This window comes from Streptomyces sp. NPDC001406, assembly GCF_042895285.1.
Classification (GTDB): domain Bacteria; phylum Actinomycetota; class Actinomycetes; order Streptomycetales; family Streptomycetaceae; genus Streptomyces.
The window spans coordinates 338298-353778 of record NZ_JBIAWG010000004.1; the positions used below are offsets into that span (position 1 = coordinate 338298).

The 15481-nt window shown below is 72.1% G+C and carries 12 protein-coding genes; 7 read left to right on the plus strand and 5 right to left on the minus strand.

Translation table 11 applies throughout. The features are described 5' to 3' along the window. Positions 1 to 51 precede the first annotated feature (51 nt). A complete protein-coding gene (locus tag ACFY1J_RS11835) occupies positions 52 to 258 on the plus strand; it encodes a hypothetical protein (RefSeq protein ID WP_363301127.1) in 207 nt (68 codons plus the stop codon). Positions 259 to 412: 154 nt separating this feature from the next. Here the strand turns inward: ACFY1J_RS11835 and ACFY1J_RS11840 are convergent, their stop codons facing one another. Then, entirely contained in the window at positions 413 to 1561 is a 1149-nt protein-coding gene (locus ACFY1J_RS11840; protein WP_390731146.1) for a sulfite oxidase, read from the minus strand. A gap of 172 nt (positions 1562 to 1733) precedes the next feature. On the opposite strand from ACFY1J_RS11840, the gene sthA reads away from it, so the two are divergent. The 3 genes from sthA (at position 1734) to ACFY1J_RS11855 (ending at position 5875) form a co-directional block, all read left to right on the plus strand. After that, on the plus strand, positions 1734 to 3137 hold the full coding sequence (gene sthA, locus ACFY1J_RS11845; RefSeq protein ID WP_390731147.1) for a Si-specific NAD(P)(+) transhydrogenase: 1404 nt from the start codon (positions 1734 to 1736) through the stop codon (positions 3135 to 3137). A gap of 294 nt (positions 3138 to 3431) precedes the next feature. Then, the gene (locus ACFY1J_RS11850; protein ID WP_390705964.1) at positions 3432 to 4904 is read left to right on the plus strand and encodes an APC family permease; all 1473 of its coding nucleotides are present in this window, start codon (positions 3432 to 3434) and stop codon (positions 4902 to 4904) included. A gap of 11 nt (positions 4905 to 4915) precedes the next feature. Beyond that, positions 4916 to 5875, plus strand: a complete 960-nt coding sequence (locus ACFY1J_RS11855; protein WP_390705963.1) for a hypothetical protein — start codon at positions 4916 to 4918, stop codon at positions 5873 to 5875. Positions 5876 to 6099: 224 nt separating this feature from the next. Here ACFY1J_RS11855 and efeB read toward each other — a convergent pair whose 3' ends face one another. Then, the gene (efeB, locus tag ACFY1J_RS11860) at positions 6100 to 7371 is read right to left on the minus strand and encodes an iron uptake transporter deferrochelatase/peroxidase subunit (RefSeq protein WP_390705962.1); all 1272 of its coding nucleotides are present in this window, start codon (positions 7369 to 7371) and stop codon (positions 6100 to 6102) included. A 53-nt stretch (positions 7372 to 7424) separates the two neighbouring features. Then, positions 7425 to 9737 (minus strand): iron uptake transporter permease EfeU, encoded by a 2313-nt coding sequence (gene efeU / locus ACFY1J_RS11865; RefSeq protein ID WP_390731148.1) that lies wholly within the window; start codon positions 9735 to 9737, stop codon positions 7425 to 7427. 250 nt (positions 9738 to 9987) lie between these two features. Between efeU and ACFY1J_RS11870 the strand changes: the two genes are divergently transcribed. From ACFY1J_RS11870 to ACFY1J_RS11880, 3 genes are all read left to right on the plus strand, one after another. Continuing rightward, on the plus strand, positions 9988 to 10650 hold the full coding sequence (locus ACFY1J_RS11870; protein WP_390705961.1) for a DedA family protein: 663 nt from the start codon (positions 9988 to 9990) through the stop codon (positions 10648 to 10650). 49 nt (positions 10651 to 10699) lie between these two features. Further along, positions 10700 to 11440, plus strand: a complete 741-nt coding sequence (locus ACFY1J_RS11875; protein WP_390705960.1) for a phosphatase PAP2 family protein — start codon at positions 10700 to 10702, stop codon at positions 11438 to 11440. A gap of 273 nt (positions 11441 to 11713) precedes the next feature. Continuing rightward, on the plus strand, positions 11714 to 12928 hold the full coding sequence (locus ACFY1J_RS11880; protein ID WP_390731149.1) for a serine/threonine-protein kinase: 1215 nt from the start codon (positions 11714 to 11716) through the stop codon (positions 12926 to 12928). A gap of 3 nt (positions 12929 to 12931) precedes the next feature. On the opposite strand, the gene ACFY1J_RS11885 is transcribed toward ACFY1J_RS11880, so the two are convergent. After that, positions 12932 to 13879 carry a lysylphosphatidylglycerol synthase domain-containing protein gene (locus ACFY1J_RS11885; protein ID WP_390705958.1) on the minus strand — a complete coding sequence of 316 codons (948 nt, stop codon included), beginning with the start codon at positions 13877 to 13879 and terminating at the stop codon, positions 12932 to 12934. Next, positions 13876 to 15363 (minus strand): hypothetical protein, encoded by a 1488-nt coding sequence (locus ACFY1J_RS11890; RefSeq protein ID WP_390731150.1) that lies wholly within the window; start codon positions 15361 to 15363, stop codon positions 13876 to 13878. The genes ACFY1J_RS11885 and ACFY1J_RS11890 overlap by 4 nt, the downstream gene beginning before the upstream one ends. Positions 15364 to 15481 lie beyond the last annotated feature (118 nt).

Below are 15481 nucleotides of genomic sequence, written 5' to 3' on the forward strand. Positions count from 1 at the left end.
TTTCGCGGCACCGGCAGCGGTGCGGGCGGCCGGTCCGGAGGAGGAGGCATCATGTCGACGTCACAACCCGAAGAGTCCCGGTCCGCCGACGACCGGGCGACCCCGGACGCCCTGCTCCACACCTGCCCCGGCACGGGCGTGGCGCCCGAGGATCTGGTACTCGCCACCGGCCGGGACATCACACCGGCCAATCTCGAATGGGCACGGCGCAAGCTGGAGACCGAGGGCCCGATAGCCATCGAGAAGCTGCTCCCCTGAGGGCCGTCCGGGGTCAACTCACAGACGGGGGGAAACCGGCTCGGCACGACCGACCGGAGACGCGGCACGCGCCCGGCCCACGACTCCACCGAAGACGCGGACCGGGCGCTCGGCGCAGTCCTGGGGGCGGATGCGGGGGCACCAGCCGTTGCCCTCACCGGCAGCCGTTGCCCTCACCGGCGTCGTCCGCGGGCACGCAGACGACGCGGACGCGGTGGATCGCGTTGTTGGCGAAGCCGCCGCGGTTCCAGTGCTGGTCCGCGGGCTGGGTGTGGCCGTCGGCGTCGGTCGCGCGGGCGGCGAGGACATGGGGTCCCGAGGTGGCCGTCCAGGTCCAGTGCCAGCGGCGCCAGGCCCAGCGGTGCCCGTCCGCCGGGGCGAGGCCGGCCGGGTGCCAGTTCGCTCCCCCGTCGGTGCTGATCTCGACCGCCGTCACCGGCGCCTGCCCGGACCAGGCCCGGCCCTCCAGCGGTACCGGTCCCGGCCGGACCACCCGTGTCCGGGACATGAAGTCCGGGAAGCCCGGCGGGACCAGCAGGGCCCGCGGCGCGATACGGGTGACCGGCTCGCCCTCGTCCCCGGGGCGCTGCCGGAGCCGGTAGGCCACGGCCTGCTGGAATCCCGTGAACGGTCGCGCACTCATCGTGATCTCCCGCAGCCACTTCACCTGCGCCATGCCGTACCAGCCGGGCACCACCAGCCGGATCGGGTGGCCGTGCTGCGGGGGCAGCGGGGCGCCGTTCATGCCGTACGCCACCAGCACCTCGGGGTCGTCGCCCAGGGCCACGCCCACCGGCAGGGCGCGCTGGTAGTCCTGCTCGATCCCGCGCTCCACTCCGTGGTCGGCTCCGGTGAAGACCACGTCGACGGCCGCCGGGTCCACGCCCGCCTCGGCGAGCAGCAGCCGCAGCGGCACGCCGGTCCACTCGGCCGTGCCGACGGCCTCGACCAGCCAGGGCTGGCTCACCGGGCGGGGCGCCAGCAGGGCACGGCCGTTTCCGGCGCACTCCAGGGTCACCCGGGTGGTGACCGCGGGGAACGCCCGCAGGTCGGCCGGGGTGAGCCGGAGCGGGCGGCGGACCAGGCCGTCCACCGTCAGGCGCCAGCGGGTGGCGTCGGGGACGTACGGGATGTCGTAGTGGGTGAGGACGTAGTGCAGGCCGGGCGGGGTGATGTCGTGGCGCAGGGCTTCCAGCGGGAGTCCGTGGTTGCGGGCGGCGAGCGCGAGTTCGTCCGGGCCGATGCCCTCCTCGGGTCCGGCCAGCCGGGCGGGTGCGCTCACATCGTCGAGTCGACGGCCCATGGCCGTATTGTCCCTCCGGCGGGTGCGGTACGGCGAGAACCTCGACGGGGTCGGGGTCGGGGGCGGAGTCGGGGTCGGGCAACTCCCGCGAGGCGGATGCGGGTTCCGTTCGGGACGATGGTTTCCCGTTCACCCTTTCGAAGAGAGCCCGAGGGCTGACACACTCCGGAAGGTGCCCGACTTCGACATGCTCGTCATCGGATCCGGCCCGGGCGGCCAGAAGGCCGCCATCGCCGCGGCCAAACTCGGCCGCCGGGTCGCCGTCGTCGACCGCCCCGACATGGTCGGTGGGGTCTCCATCCACACCGGCACCATCCCCTCCAAGACCCTGCGCGAGGCGGTGCTGTATCTCACCGGTCTCACCCAGCGCGATCTGTACGGGCAGAGCTACCGGCTGAAGGAGGACATCACCGTCGCCGATCTGACCGCGCGCACCCAGCACGTGGTCGGCCGGGAGGTCGACGTCATCCGCAGCCAGCTGTCCCGCAACCATGTCTCCCTCTACGCCGGTACGGGCCGCTTCGTCGACCCGCACACCATCGGCCTGCGCGAAGTCACCGGCCACGAAAGGCTGTTGAGCGCGGAGCACATCGTGATCGCCACCGGCACCCGGCCCGCCCGGCCGGACAGCGTCGAGTTCGACGGGCGCACGATCATGGACTCGGACAATGTGCTCACGCTGGAGCGGGTGCCGCGGTCCATGGTCATCGTCGGCGCGGGGGTGATCGGCATGGAGTACGCCTCCATGTTCGCCGCGCTGGGCAGCAAGGTGACCGTGGTGGAGAAGCGCCCGGGGATGCTGGACCTGTGCGACGTAGAGGTCATCGAGTCGCTCAAGTACCACCTGCGGGACCTCGCCGTCACCTTCCGCTTCGGGGAGACCGTCGCCGCCGTGGAGCGGCACGCCCGTGGCACCCTGACCGTCCTGGAGAGCGGCAAGAAGATCCCCGCCGACGCGGTGATGTACTCCGCGGGACGCCAGGGCCTCACCGATGAACTCGACCTGGCCAAGGCGGGGCTGGCCGCGGACCCGCGCGGCCGGATCCGGGTGGACGAGCACTACCGCACCGAGGTCCCGCACATCTATGCCGTCGGCGACGTCATCGGCTTCCCGGCGCTCGCCGCGACCTCGATGGAACAGGGCAGGGCGGCCGCGTACGACGCCTTCGGGGAGCCCGTCGGACGCATGCACAACCTGCAGCCGATCGGCATCTACACCATTCCGGAGATCAGCTTCGTGGGCCGCACCGAGGACCAGCTCACCGAGGACTGCGTGCCCTTCGAGGTCGGCATCGCCCGCTACCGGGAACTGGCCCGGGGGCAGATCATCGGCGACTCCCACGGCATGCTCAAGCTGCTGGTCTCCCCCGAGGACCGCACGCTGCTCGGTGTGCACTGCTTCGGTACGGGGGCCACCGAGCTGATCCACATCGGGCAGTCCGTGATGGGCTGCGGCGGTACGGTCGACTACCTGGTCGACGCCGTCTTCAACTACCCGACGCTGGCCGAGTCGTACAAGGTCGCGGCACTGGACGCCACCAACAAACTGCGCCAGATCGACCACCTGGAGGACTGACCGGGGCGTGGAAGGAGCGCTTCCGGGGCGCGAGTTGGGCCCTCGCCCGGCGAGGGAGATTACCGGCTGGTCAATCTTGAAAGGTCAAAGAGGGCCGCTATCATCACACCCACACGCGGTGTGACCGACTGTCGACGCAGGGCTGATCGGAATTCACCAGTCTTTCTTCTTCTCCTGGCCGGCCGCTGACCCGAGGCCATCCCTCTACGGGTTCGAGGCGGGTCCCGCACCCCCCACCCGTGCGCCGCGGGCCGGCCCGTCCGTGCGCGTGCACAACCGGAAAGCAGCACATCCATGAGCAACAACAGGGGCAGAGGGCTGCAGGCCAATGCCCTCGGTACGTTCGACACCGTGGTCATGGCCGTCGCGGGCAGCGCACCGGCGTACTCGCTGGCCGCGACCACGGCGGTACTGGTCGGCACGGTGGGCCTGGCCAGTCCGGCGGCCCTGCTGTACTGCGCGATACCCATGCTGGGCATCGCGCTGGCGTTCAGCTACCTCGGCCGGATCGATGTGAACGCGGGCGCCAGTTACTCCTGGGTGGGCCGCACCCTGCACCCGTTCCTGGGCTTCGTCAGCGGCTGGGCGCTGGTGGTCTCCGCGACCATCTTCATGGTGGCCGGTTCGCTGCCCGCCGGTTCGATGACACTCGCGCTGTTCGACTCGAACCTCGCCGACAACACGGCCCTGTCGACGGTGATCGGTGCGGCCTGGTTCCTGATCATGCTGGGCGTGGTGCTCGGCGGCGCCCGGCTCACCGTCCGCGCGCAGCTGCTGATGTCCGGCGTCGAACTGGTCGTTCTGGGCCTGTTCGCGGTGCTGGCGCTCTTCCACACCGGCGACGCCCGCGCCTTCGACTGGTCCTGGCTCGGCTTCTCCCACTTCGACGGGATGGCCGGGTTCGCCTCGGGCGCGCTGATCGCCGCGTTCTACTACTGGGGCTGGGACGTCACCAGCAACCTCAGCGAGGAGACCCGCGACAGCCGTCGTACGACCGGGCTCGCGGGCCTGATCGGCGTGGGCGTGGTCTTCCTGCTGTTCGAGGTGTTCACGATCGCGGTGAACGTGATCCTGTCCTCGAAGCAGATCGAGGAGAACGACGCCAACGTGCTGGCCGTGCTCGGCGAGGAGGTGTGGCCCGGCTGGGGCGGCAAGCTGCTGATCGTCGCCGTGATGCTGTCCACCATCGCCACGCTGGAGACCACGCTCATCCAGGTCACGCGCTCGCTGTTCGCGATGGGCCGCGACCGTACGATGCCGTCCGCGCTGGGCCGGGTGCACCGCACCTGGAACACGCCCTGGGTCGCCATCACCGTGGTCGGCGGCGTGGCGCTGGTGATGTTCATCGCCTCCAACGCCCTGGGCACGGTGGGCGACATCCTCTCCGACGCCATCTCGGCGATCGGTCTGCAGATCGCCGTCTACTACGGTCTCGCGGGTCTCGCGGTGGTCGTCGCCTACCGCAAGATGCTGCTGAAGTCCGTGGGCAACTTCGTCCTCGGCGGGCTGTGGCCGCTGTTCGGCGCCCTGTTCATGTTCTGGATCTTCGTCGAATCCCTGGGCGAGCTGAGCGGCGCGGCGATCGCGATCGGCCTCGGCGGTCTGGCCGTCGGACTGATCCCGATGCTCTGGTACTGGAAGCAGGGCAGCGACTACTACCGGCCCGCCAGGCTCGACGCGACGCGCACGGTCGAGGCCGACTACGTCCCGGACGACCGCACGGCCGCGCGGGCCGGCGCCTACGAGGGTCTCCCCACCGACTTCTGAGGGAGAACCCGATGGCGCGAGACCGCTTCACGCCCGACTTCGATCCCGACTGCGGGGACTCGCCCCTCAGCTCGGCACGCCACGACATCGTGATCGGCCGCTGGCAGGGCCTGCGGGAACTGCTGCGGGCCACCGGCACCGACTGGCTCTCCCGGGGACACCGGATCCGGCAGCTCGCCCAGGCCTGCGCGGGGAGTTCGACGGTGGAGTCCTGGCTGGCCGCCGAGCCCCGCAGCGCCGACGCGCTGGTGCTGCGGGCGGCCACGGAGACGGCCAGGGCCTTCACACTGGCCATCTCCGCGGGCCGGGGGGTGCCGATCGACCGGGACCGTATCGACACCGCCGTGCTGACCTGTCTGCAGGCCACCGAGGCATGGCCGGAGGACCCCACGCCCTGGATCTCGCTGATCTCGGTGGCCCGCCTGTATCCGGCAGGGGTGCGCCGGCAGGAACTGGCGCGCTGGTGGGACGAGTTGCACCGACGCGACCAGTACAGCGTGGAGGGCCACCTCCAGGTGCTGCACTACTACTCCGCACGCTGGCACGGCACCCATGGCCTCATGTACGACTTCGCCCGCGACGCGGCCGGGGTCGCGCCGGCCGGCTGCGCGCTGCCGGTGCTGGTGCAGTACGCCCGGGTCGAGGAGTTCCGGTACGTCCTCGACGGCGCGCAGGGGCAGCGCTCCGCGGTGGCGATGGGCCAGCACTGGAGCCACGACGGCGCCGTCAGCGACGTACGCCGCACCTGGCAGCGCTGGATCACGGGCCGCGGGGACACCCCCGTCGCCCCGGGCGAGCTGCGCGACCTGAACTACCTGACCCATGCGGCCTGTCTGGCGGGAACGAACGACATCGCGGCCGCGCTGCTGCGTATGCAGGGCCGCCGGGTGACGCGTACTCCGTGGTCGTTCACCGGGGATCCGGAGAAGCAACTGGTGAAGTGGCGGGGTGACTTGCGGCTGCGCGGGTGATGCCGACCCTGATCCACTCCTGCCGCGTCATCGAGTTGCGGACGCGGTGCCGGACCGAGCGCTTCGCCTCGGGCCGTGCGGGGAGGGCGGAGCGGAATCAGGGGCGGCTGCCGTCCACAGCCTTGCGCTATCCTTCAGCACCTGCAACCAATATGCAGTAATGGCCGGTAAATGTGCGGACAGGGCTTCGCCACGGACCGGAAAAGCGCCCAGGACCGGAGAAGTCAGGCCTCCATCAGGGCCCTGCCCAGCCAGTCCTTGGCATCCCTGACGCCGGGCAGCGCGAAGAAGTAGCCGCCGCCCGTCGGGGAGATGTAGTCGACGAGGGGTTCGTCGATCAGCCTGGTCTGGGTGGCTTCGAACTGCCGCCTGACGTCCTGCTGGTAGCAGCAGAAGGCCAAGCCCATGTCGAGGTTGCCGACGCTGTCGACACCCCGGTCGTAGTTGTAGCCGCGGCGCAGGATGCGTGAACCGTCCGTCTTCGCGGTGCGCGGGTTGGCCCGGCGGATGTGCGCGTCGAGGGGGATCGCCGTGCCGTGCGGGTCCTTGGCGTACTGGGGGACGTCGGTCTCCTTCGCGCCGTCCAGCGGGGCGCCGGTGTCCTTGCGGCGGCCGAACATCTTCTCCTGCTCGGTCAGGGAGACCCGGTCCCAGAACTCGACCAGCATCCGGATGATCCGGATCACCTGGTAGCTGCCGCCGGCCGCCCAGGCCGGCTCGCCCTGCCCGTCGCCCACCCAGATCAGACGGTCGGTCTCGCGCGCCGAAGTGACGTCCGGGTTGGCGATGCCGTCCTTGAAGCCGAGCAGATTGCGCTGGGCCCCGGTCGGGCGCGGGGCGTTCTGGAAGCCGTCGATACGCCACTTGATCTGCATGCCGCCCCGGGTGTGCCGGGCGATGTCGCGCAGCGCGTGCAACACGGTGTCCTGGCTGTTGGCGCACAGCTGCAACGACAGGTCGCCGTGGCACTCGGCCGCGTTCAGCCTGTCGTTCGGGAAGGTGCGCATCGGCGTCAGCCGGGCGGGCCGTGCCTTGGCCAGGCCGTAGCGGTCGTCGAAGAGGGAGGCGCCGACGCCGACGGTGACCGTCAGCGCGTCGGAGGGGACCTCGGGGCCGAGGATGCCGCTGTCGGAGGGAGGGGCGCCGACGCCCAGGTCCGAAGGGGTGCCGCCGGCGGTGAGGAACCGGGCCCGCTCGGTGATCGTCCGCAGCAGGTCGGTGAGTTCGGCGCGGCTGTCGGCGATGACGTCGAGCGAGACGAACGTGGCCGCGGCGGGCGCCGGGGTGACGATTCCGGCCTGGTGCGCGCCGTGGAAGGGCACCTTCGTGGTGCGGGTGGCGTCGGCGGCCTGCGCCTCGGCCGTGCCGCCCGTCTGGCCGAGTGCGAATCCTCCGCCGGCCAGGACCGCGCCCGCGGCCCCGGCGCCGAGCGCGCTCCGCACGAAGGAGCGGCGGCCGGTGCCGACCGGGTGGGCCGGGGTCTCGGCAGAGGACATCGGGGGGTTCCCTTCTTCGTACGTGCTGGGGGTGTTGCCGTGCTCGGTGCCCATCAGGCCGACTTCCTGATCTCCAGGAGGTCCGGCACCGGGGCGAGGTCTTCGAGGAGCCGGCCGGTGACGCCGTTGACGCGCTCCCGGGCGGCGGCGTCGAGTTGACCGACGGGGGTCCACCGATCACCGTGGTGTGCCGCGTCCAGGAGCTTCTGGAGCCGGGCGATGTCCGCGTCGACCGTGGGGAGCAGCTTCGGGGCGCAGGGGGTCAGCAGCGGCCGGAGCACGGTGAGCAGTTCGCGGGTACCGGCGAGGTTGGCGTCGGCGGTGGCGAGTCCGGTTCCGCTGCCCTGGTCGGTGTCCCCGGTGAGTTCGAACTGGAGCGTGTTCTCCAGGATCTCGTGGGCGCGCAGGGGCAGGTCGCCCGGGGCGAACTCCTGGGTGGGGAAGGCCTTCTGGAGTCCGTTCACCGCGTCGAGGAGCTGCTGCGCGGGCGCCTTGAGCTCGTCCGCGGACTGTCCGTGCCACAGCCCGTACTCGATGCGGTGGAAGCCGGTGAAGTCCTGGTCCCGCACGCCGCCCGCCAGGCCGTCGGGCCTGCCGTTGATCTGCTGGTCGAAGTCCTCGAAGGTGCCGTAGGCGGCGCCTAGGGAGGCGTAGGTGCGGTGCGCGGTCAGCCAGTCGGTGCGGGCCTGGTCGAGGTGGTCGCCCTTGATGTCGTCGTTCAGCGTGCCGGTCTGGGTGACGAGCGTGGCCAGGCCCTGTTCGACGTACTCCTTGTACGCCTTCAGGGGCGCCGCCAGGTCGTTCTCCGACACCGGTACGACCGCCCCGGCGGCTCCTGTGCCGCTGACGGTGACGGCCTTGGAGGTGACGGCCCTGCCGCTCGTGGGAACGCAGCGCCAGGCGTATGTGCCGCCCGCGACGGTGGCGACCAGGTCCCGGGTGGTGCCGGGGGCCAGGCCCTCGATCTCGCCGTACACCGCGTCGGTGGCCGGGTCGATCAGGTACACCTCGGCGGTCTTGCCGCCGGTGTTGTGCATCTGGAAGGTCTGCCGTCCGGGCTCGGGCGCGGTGAATCCCTTGCCGCACTCGCTCTCGGACACGGCGACGGTCTGGGCGCCGGCCGGCTTGGGCCGGGCGAGGGCGACGACCATGCCGGCCACCACTGCGGGGACGGCGACGACGGCAACGGGAACGACCCAGGCGGGACGGCGGCGGGCCGTGGGGGTGGCCCTCGGCTCCGGGGCGGGCTCTTCGGCGTCGGAGCGGGACTCGACAGCGAAGGACACGGGCTCTACGGCGTCGGAGCGGAACTCGACAGCGGAGGACGCGGGAGTCGACTCGGGCACGGGAGTCGACTCGGACACGGTGCCGGCGGGCTCGGTCGCTGGTGTGGCGCCCTCGGCCCGGGCGGCGGCCCGTTCGGCCGCGGCGGCGGCGCGTTCCGCCGCGTGGGCGGCGCGCTCGGCCGCGGCGGCCGCACGTTCGGCGGCGTCGGCGACGGGCGCGGCCGTGATGGCCCCTGCGGCGTCGGGCGCGGCGGCCGGCCTGGGCGTCGGCGCGGTCACCCCGCGCACGAACAGGGTCATCACCACGGCGAGATAGCCGACGTACCCGACCACCTGGAGCCAGGTCATGGTCGGAGTCAGGTTGAACACGCCCTGCACCAGGGTGCTGTACCAGGAGCCGGCGTCCACGCTGCCGCCGAGGTCGACGGCGTACGAGGCCTTCCCGGGCAGCACCCCGCCCTCCTGGAGGTCGCGCAGACCGTAGCCGAGGACGCCGGCCGCGATGACGATGAGGACGGCGCCGGTCGCGGTGAAGAACTTCGAGAGGTTGATCTTCAGGACCCGCCGGTACAGGCCCCAGCACAGGACCGCCGCGAGAACGAGCCCGATTCCGGCGCCGGTCAGCGGGCCCGCGGACTCACCGGCCGCACGGGCCGTGGTCCACAGGAACAGGGCGGTCTCCAGGCCTTCGCGGCCGACCGCGAGGAACGACGTGAGGATCAGCACGCCCGAGCCCATGGCCAGCGCGCCCGTCACCTTCTCCCTGATGTCCCCCGAGAGGCTGCGGGCCGAACGGCGCATCCAGAACACCATGGCGGTGACGAACGCGACGGCGATCACGCTGAGGGTCCCGCCGAACGCCTCCTGGGCGGTGGCGGACAGGGAGGCCGCGGTGAACGTGAGGACAGCGCCGAAGCTCATCGCCAGGGCGACGGCGGCCAGAACACCCGTCCACACCTGCGGCAGCCGTTTTCCGGCATCGGCCCGCACCAGGGTGGCCACCAGGATGGAAACGATGAGTCCGGCTTCGAGTCCCTCCCTCAGCCCGATGAGGAAACTCGGAAACGCGTCGTCCCACATGCCCTGCACCCCCCCGACTTAGTGAAGGCATGCCTTACCTCCGCCGACCATCATGACTACACCCATGTAGCCACTCGGTCATGAAGCGGCAATGTGCGGGCAAAGCCCGGGAGCCGACGGGGAATCCATGGGGAACCCATAGGGGAACGATCCACCTCGGACGGTCGTCTACAGTTACGTAGACCGTCTACAAAAATGTAGTCAGGACTGACCTGTTGCCGAACGAGACGAAAGCGGAGGGCCGGCGACGATGACCACTCCCCCACACCTGTCGTCGCAGCTCGCCGTCAATGTGCTGGACGCCCACTCGCTGCTGGCCGCCTTCGGCGTGCTGGGCGTCGGCGTGGTGATGTTCGCCGAGACGGGGCTGCTGATCGGTTTCTTCCTGCCCGGCGACTCGCTGCTGTTCACGGCGGGTCTGCTGTGTGCCGGCACGGCCGACCGGGGCCTGAAGCTGTCGCTGGCGCCGCTGCTGGTCGCGGCGGCGGTGGGCGCGCTGGCCGGCTCGCAGTGCGGGTATCTGCTGGGCCGCAAGGCGGGCGGAGCCCTGCTCACACGCAGCCGCTCGGCCCGGCTGCACGAGGGCGCGCAACGCGCCGAGGAACTGCTGGAGCGGTACGGCCACGCGAAGGCGATCGTGCTGGCCCGCTTCGTGCCGGTGGTGCGGACGGTGCTGAACCCGATGGCCGGGGCGCTCGGCGTGCCCGCCCGGACCTTCACCGTGTGGCAGGTGACCGGCGGGCTCGTGTGGAGCATCGGGCTGACCCTCGCCGGGTATGCGCTCGGCTCCTCGATCACCGGCATCGACAAGTACCTGCTGCCGGTGATCGCGCTGATCGTGGTGGTCTCGCTGCTCCCGCTCGTCGCCGAGGTGCTGCGCTCCCGCAAGGCCGCCAAGGAGGCCCGCGGATGATTCTTGCGTTCCAGGGCTCGGCGGACGCCGGGTTGACGCCGGCGGTGTCATGAACCGCAAGGGCGTCGCGGAACTCGCGGGCAGCGTCGGGCTCGGTGCCTGGACGGCGTTCGTGGTGCTGACCATGGTCGTGGTCGGCGGCCACGGGGCTCCGCTGTTCCCGGACGGGGATCTGCTCTCCTGGTCGCTCGCCCATCGGCCGGACGTCGCGGTGGCGTTGGCCCGTGGGGTGACGGCCGCGGGGACGGGGATCATCCCGTACGCGCTGGTGGTGTCGGCCGGCCTGTTCGTGGGCCGCACGCCGCGCCGGCGGCTGGTCGCGGCGCTGCTGGGTGCCGCCTGCCTCGGTGCCGCCCAGGCCGTTCGGTACGGCGTGATGGAACTGGTCGCCAGGGCCCGCCCGCCGATGGCCGACTGGCAGACGCACGCCTCGGACTGGGCGTTCCCGTCCGGGCATGCCACCACGGCGGCCGTCACGGCCGGGTTGATGATCCTCGCGATATGGATGCGCGCCCCGCGCGGCCGGACACCGATCTGCCTCGCCGTGGGCTGCTGGGGCGCACTGGTCGGGCTGACCCGGGTCTTTCTCGGCGTGCACTGGTTCACCGACGTACTGGGCGGCTGGCTGTTCGCCGTGGGCTGGCTCGGGGTCTGTGTGTGCGCGGCGGCCTGGTGGCTCCCCGCGGGGCTCATCGAGGACCTGACCACCCACCGGGACACGGCCGATGCGCCGCCGGAGGAGCACACGCCCCGGGATCCGGGGCGTCGAGGACGATCACGCCCTGTGTGACGTTGCGCGGCGCGGCCCGGGGTGTGACACCGGGGCGGGCCGCTGCGCTGTACGAAATGGCCTGAGGGGGCCGTGGTGCTCGCTCCCCCCGAATGGACGAGTGACCACGCGCCGGGCAGGCAGGCGTCCCCCCGTCGTCTGCCTGCCCGGCGCGAACTTCGGGCCCGGATACGGGCGGCTTGACGGCCCGGGTAACCTGGGCACGCCGCGCCCAAATGATCTTTAACGGTGATAATTCGGGTCTGCGGTGTTCAGGTGTTGTCGTAAGTCGGGGTGGGTGCACACGTGCTGCTGGCGGACCGCTACGAGCTGGAAGAGCTACTGGGACGCGGCGCGATGGGCGAGGTGTGGCGGTCTGCCGACCAGGTCCTCGGACGCCTCGTCGCGGTCAAGCTCCTGCGGGCGGAAGAGGCGACGGACACCGAGCGGTTCCGGATGGAGGCGCAGATCGCGGGCCGCCTCAACCACCCCAACGTGGTGGGCGTGTACGACTTCGGCGCCCACGACGGTCAGCTGTACCTGGTCATGGAGCTCGTCGACGGCTGGAGCCTGGCCCAGGAGCGGTCGCTGCGCGGCACCCTGGACCCGAAGGAGGCGGCCGCCGTCGCGGCGCAGGTGGCCGCGGGCCTGTCCGCGGCGCACCGCGAGGGAGTGATCCACCGGGACATCAAGCCCGCCAACGTCATGCTGACCTCCGGTCGCGCCGCGAAGATCACCGACTTCGGGATCGCCCGCTTCACCGGCGACGCCGGCAGCACGCTCACCGCCACCGGCAAGGTCCTCGGCACCGCCGACTATCTGGCCCCCGAGCGCGCCCTGGGACGCCCGGCGCAGCCCGCCTCCGACGTCTACTCGCTCGGCTGCGTGCTGTATGAACTGCTCACCGGCCGGCCCCCGTTCCGCGGCTCGACCTCGCTGGCCGTGGTGCAGCAGCACGTCGACGTCCAGCCCCCGGCTCCGGCCCAACTGCGCCCGGAGATACCCCCGCTGCTCTCCGAGTATCTGCTGCACCTGCTCGCCAAGGATCCGGCCCACCGGCCGACCGCGGGGCAGGCGGCCAACTGGCTTGCCACGCAGGACTGGAAGCCGTCCGCCATGGAACCGGCCGACACCGCTGCCATGCCCGTTCCGATCGTCCCGTCCTCCGTGCCCCCGCAGACCGCTGTCGCCGACACCCCGCACTCCCGGCAGCGCGGCTCACGGGTACTGTCCTCGCGGGCCGTTCTGGGCGGTGCGGCCATCGCGGTGTTCGGCGTGGCCGTCGCCTTCGGCGCATCGCTCGGTTCGGGCGACGACGGCCCGTCGTCGCCGACTTCGCCCACCCCGGTGACCGTCAAGTCCGCACCTGTCGACGAGACCCCGAGCGCCGCGGCGACATCAGCCGCCCCGTCCCCCACGGAGCCGCAAGGAGGGGATCAGAAGGGCGACCAGGGCAACGGCGGGCACGGCAGGGGCAAGCACGGAAAGGGCGGAAACTCCGGCGACTGAGGGCTACAGCGACTTGCGTCGGATCAGCAGGGCGAGCACCAGCAGGCCCGGGAGCAGGGGCAGCCAGACGGTCAGGAGGCGGTAGCCGAGCACCACGGACGCTGCCGTCGCGCCGGGGGCTCCTGAGGAGGTGAGCGCGAGGGCGAGCGCCGCGTCGAGGGAGCCGAGGCCGCCCGGGGTGGGCAGCAGGGCGGCGGCACTGCTGGCGGCGAGGTACAGCAGCGCCACCCGGACCGGGGGCAGCGGGAGGGCGACGGCCCGGGTGACCGCGATCAGCACCAGGGAGTGCAGGGCGACGAAGGCCAGCGAGCCGCCCCACAGCGCGGCCGCGCGCCGCGGATCGGCGTGCACGGCGCGGATGTCGGCGAGTACGGCCGCCAGGGCGCACCGGCACCGGGGCCACAGCGGGCTGTTGAGCAGGAGGACCACGAGGGCGGCCGCGGCGGGTACGGCGACGAGCGCGGCCGGGGGGATGTGCGGGATGCGCAGCAGGCCGGGGCACGCCGGTGCGAGCGCCGCGATCAGGGCGCCGCGGGCCACCGCACCGGCCGTCGCCTTGACCGCGAGGGCGCTGGCCGAGCGGCCCGCCGGAAGTCCGCAGCGCATCAGGAACCGCACGTTGACCGCGCCCGCTCCGAGACCGGCGGGCAGGACGTGGTTGGCGGCCGAGGCGGCGAACTGGGCGGCAACCAGACGTCCGCCGGGCAGTGGCCGGGTGACCGCGCCCTGCTGGGCGAGCGCCGAGGACACCCAGGTCGCGGCCGCGGCCGTGGCGCCCACCAGCAGCCACCCCTGGTCGGCGACGGCCAGCCGCAGGGCCCCGGTGTGGAGCGCGGGCCAGTGCCGCAGTGCCAGGTAGGCCGCGCACATCAGGACGGCGAGACAGGCGGCGGCCTGCCAGTAGGCCCGTCGGCGGACGAGTGCGGGCGCGATGCTCGTCGAGGAGGTCATGAGCCGGCTGCCGGACCGGCGTAGTAGATGCGGAGCGCGCCCAGGGGCACGAACTGCCAGTCGCGGGCGTAGGCGGGCGGGCGCTTGCCCGTGGTGACGAGTGTGGCCACGGGCATACGGCGTGCGGTCCCGGCGATGACCGCCGCCGTGCTGTTGGCGTTGTGGCCCGCGGTCGCGGCGGAGGAGCAGCCGGCGTAGAACGCGATGGGGATCGCATCGTGCCCGGTGACGAGGCAGGGCGGGCCGACGCCCAGGTGGTGCAGTTCGGCGGCGGTGCGGGCCCAGCCGCGACGGGTCTGCGTGGTCCGGTCGACGGTGTGCTCCAGGACGGCGTACTGCACCGCCAGATGACCGGCGAGACCGAGCGCGACCAGGGTCAAGGCCACCGGTCGCCAGGCTCGGCCGGGCGCGGTCACCAGGTGGACGAGGGCGGCGGCGACGGGGAGGGCGAGCAGGGCGTAGGCGGGCAGCAGGAAGCGGGGTGCCGCGTATCCGATCATGAACAGGTACGGGAACGCGGCGGTGGCGCCGCAGGCCAGCGGCACGAGGGTGACGGCGGTGCGGCGGGCCCGGACGGCGACGACCAGGCCGAACACGGCGAACAGGGGCAGGACGAGCCACCAGACGGTGACCACGGGGGCAGGCATGGCTCCCGTGCACGGGCGGCACAGGGCCCGCCCGCCCAGGCTGCGCAGTTGGTCTGCGACGGCGACGTGCCAGCCGAGGCCGCCCTGGATCGCGGAGCCGTCCGAGAGCCGCTGCGCGAGGCCGCCGTAACCGACGTACGCCTCGATCACCCACTCCGCGGCCCCGGACACGAGCCCGGTCAGCAAGAAGGCGAGCGGCCGCCAGAGCCGGCGGTACAGCGCGAGGGCGAGCAGGGGCAAGGTCGCCCACACCGCGTCGGTGGGCCGCATCCACGCCATCAGCGCCCCGCTCGCGGCCAGGCCCCACAGGGCGGCGCGGTCGCGGAAGTCGGCGCGGGCGCGCAGGAAGCAGGCGGCAGCGGCGAGTGCGCCGACGGCGACCCAGTAGTTGGGCATGGCCTGTGGGCCGTAGAAGAGCGTCACCCAGAGCGAGGCGAACAGGCCGCCCGCCAGGGCCAGTACACGGACCGGGAAAAGCCCTCGCCATGCGCGCAGCGCCAGGAACAGGGCGAGGCCGGACAGCAGGGCGAGGTAGATCCGCAGCAGTGCGGTGGACGACGACCAGGCGGAGATCGGCGCCACGAGCAGCGAGATGCCACGGGCGCGGGGGGCGCTGAAGTAGGCCGCCGGGGCCTGTGAGCTGTACTGGCTGACGTACACCGTCTCGTCCCAGCCGAGGCCCATCCCGGGGTGCACGATGAGGAGCTGGGCGAGCGTGAAGGCGGCCGCCACGGCGGCGAGGGGGCCTGTGGCGCGGGCGCCTCGGGTGCCGTCGGACATGTCCCCGGCCCGGCCGCGTCGCGCCCCGACGAGCATGGCGTTCGTACTGCCGGCCATCGTCCACCCCTCTGCCCCTACAGCGTGTAGGAGCCCCATCACCCTACAGTCTGTAGTGCCGAGGGCGGAAATCGCAGAGATAAGGAGAAATACGGGATTCGCGAGAATCATGGTCAAA

Bases quoted from the DNA above. Each gene is read 5' to 3' on its own strand.
- ACFY1J_RS11835 (WP_363301127.1), top strand. From the start codon at position 52: ATGTCGACGTCACAACCCGAAGAGTCCCGGTCCGCCGACGACCGGGCG.
- ACFY1J_RS11840 (WP_390731146.1), bottom strand. From the start codon at position 1,561: ATGGGCCGTCGACTCGACGATGTGAGCGCACCCGCCCGGCTGGCCGGA.
- ACFY1J_RS11850 (WP_390705964.1), top strand. From the start codon at position 3,432: ATGAGCAACAACAGGGGCAGAGGGCTGCAGGCCAATGCCCTCGGTACG.
- ACFY1J_RS11855 (WP_390705963.1), top strand. From the start codon at position 4,916: ATGGCGCGAGACCGCTTCACGCCCGACTTCGATCCCGACTGCGGGGAC.
- efeB (WP_390705962.1), bottom strand. From the start codon at position 7,371: ATGTCCTCTGCCGAGACCCCGGCCCACCCGGTCGGCACCGGCCGCCGC.
- efeU (WP_390731148.1), bottom strand. From the start codon at position 9,737: ATGTGGGACGACGCGTTTCCGAGTTTCCTCATCGGGCTGAGGGAGGGA.
- ACFY1J_RS11870 (WP_390705961.1), top strand. From the start codon at position 9,988: ATGACCACTCCCCCACACCTGTCGTCGCAGCTCGCCGTCAATGTGCTG.
- ACFY1J_RS11875 (WP_390705960.1), top strand. From the start codon at position 10,700: ATGAACCGCAAGGGCGTCGCGGAACTCGCGGGCAGCGTCGGGCTCGGT.
- ACFY1J_RS11885 (WP_390705958.1), bottom strand. From the start codon at position 13,879: ATGACCTCCTCGACGAGCATCGCGCCCGCACTCGTCCGCCGACGGGCC.
- ACFY1J_RS11890 (WP_390731150.1), bottom strand. From the start codon at position 15,363: ATGGCCGGCAGTACGAACGCCATGCTCGTCGGGGCGCGACGCGGCCGG.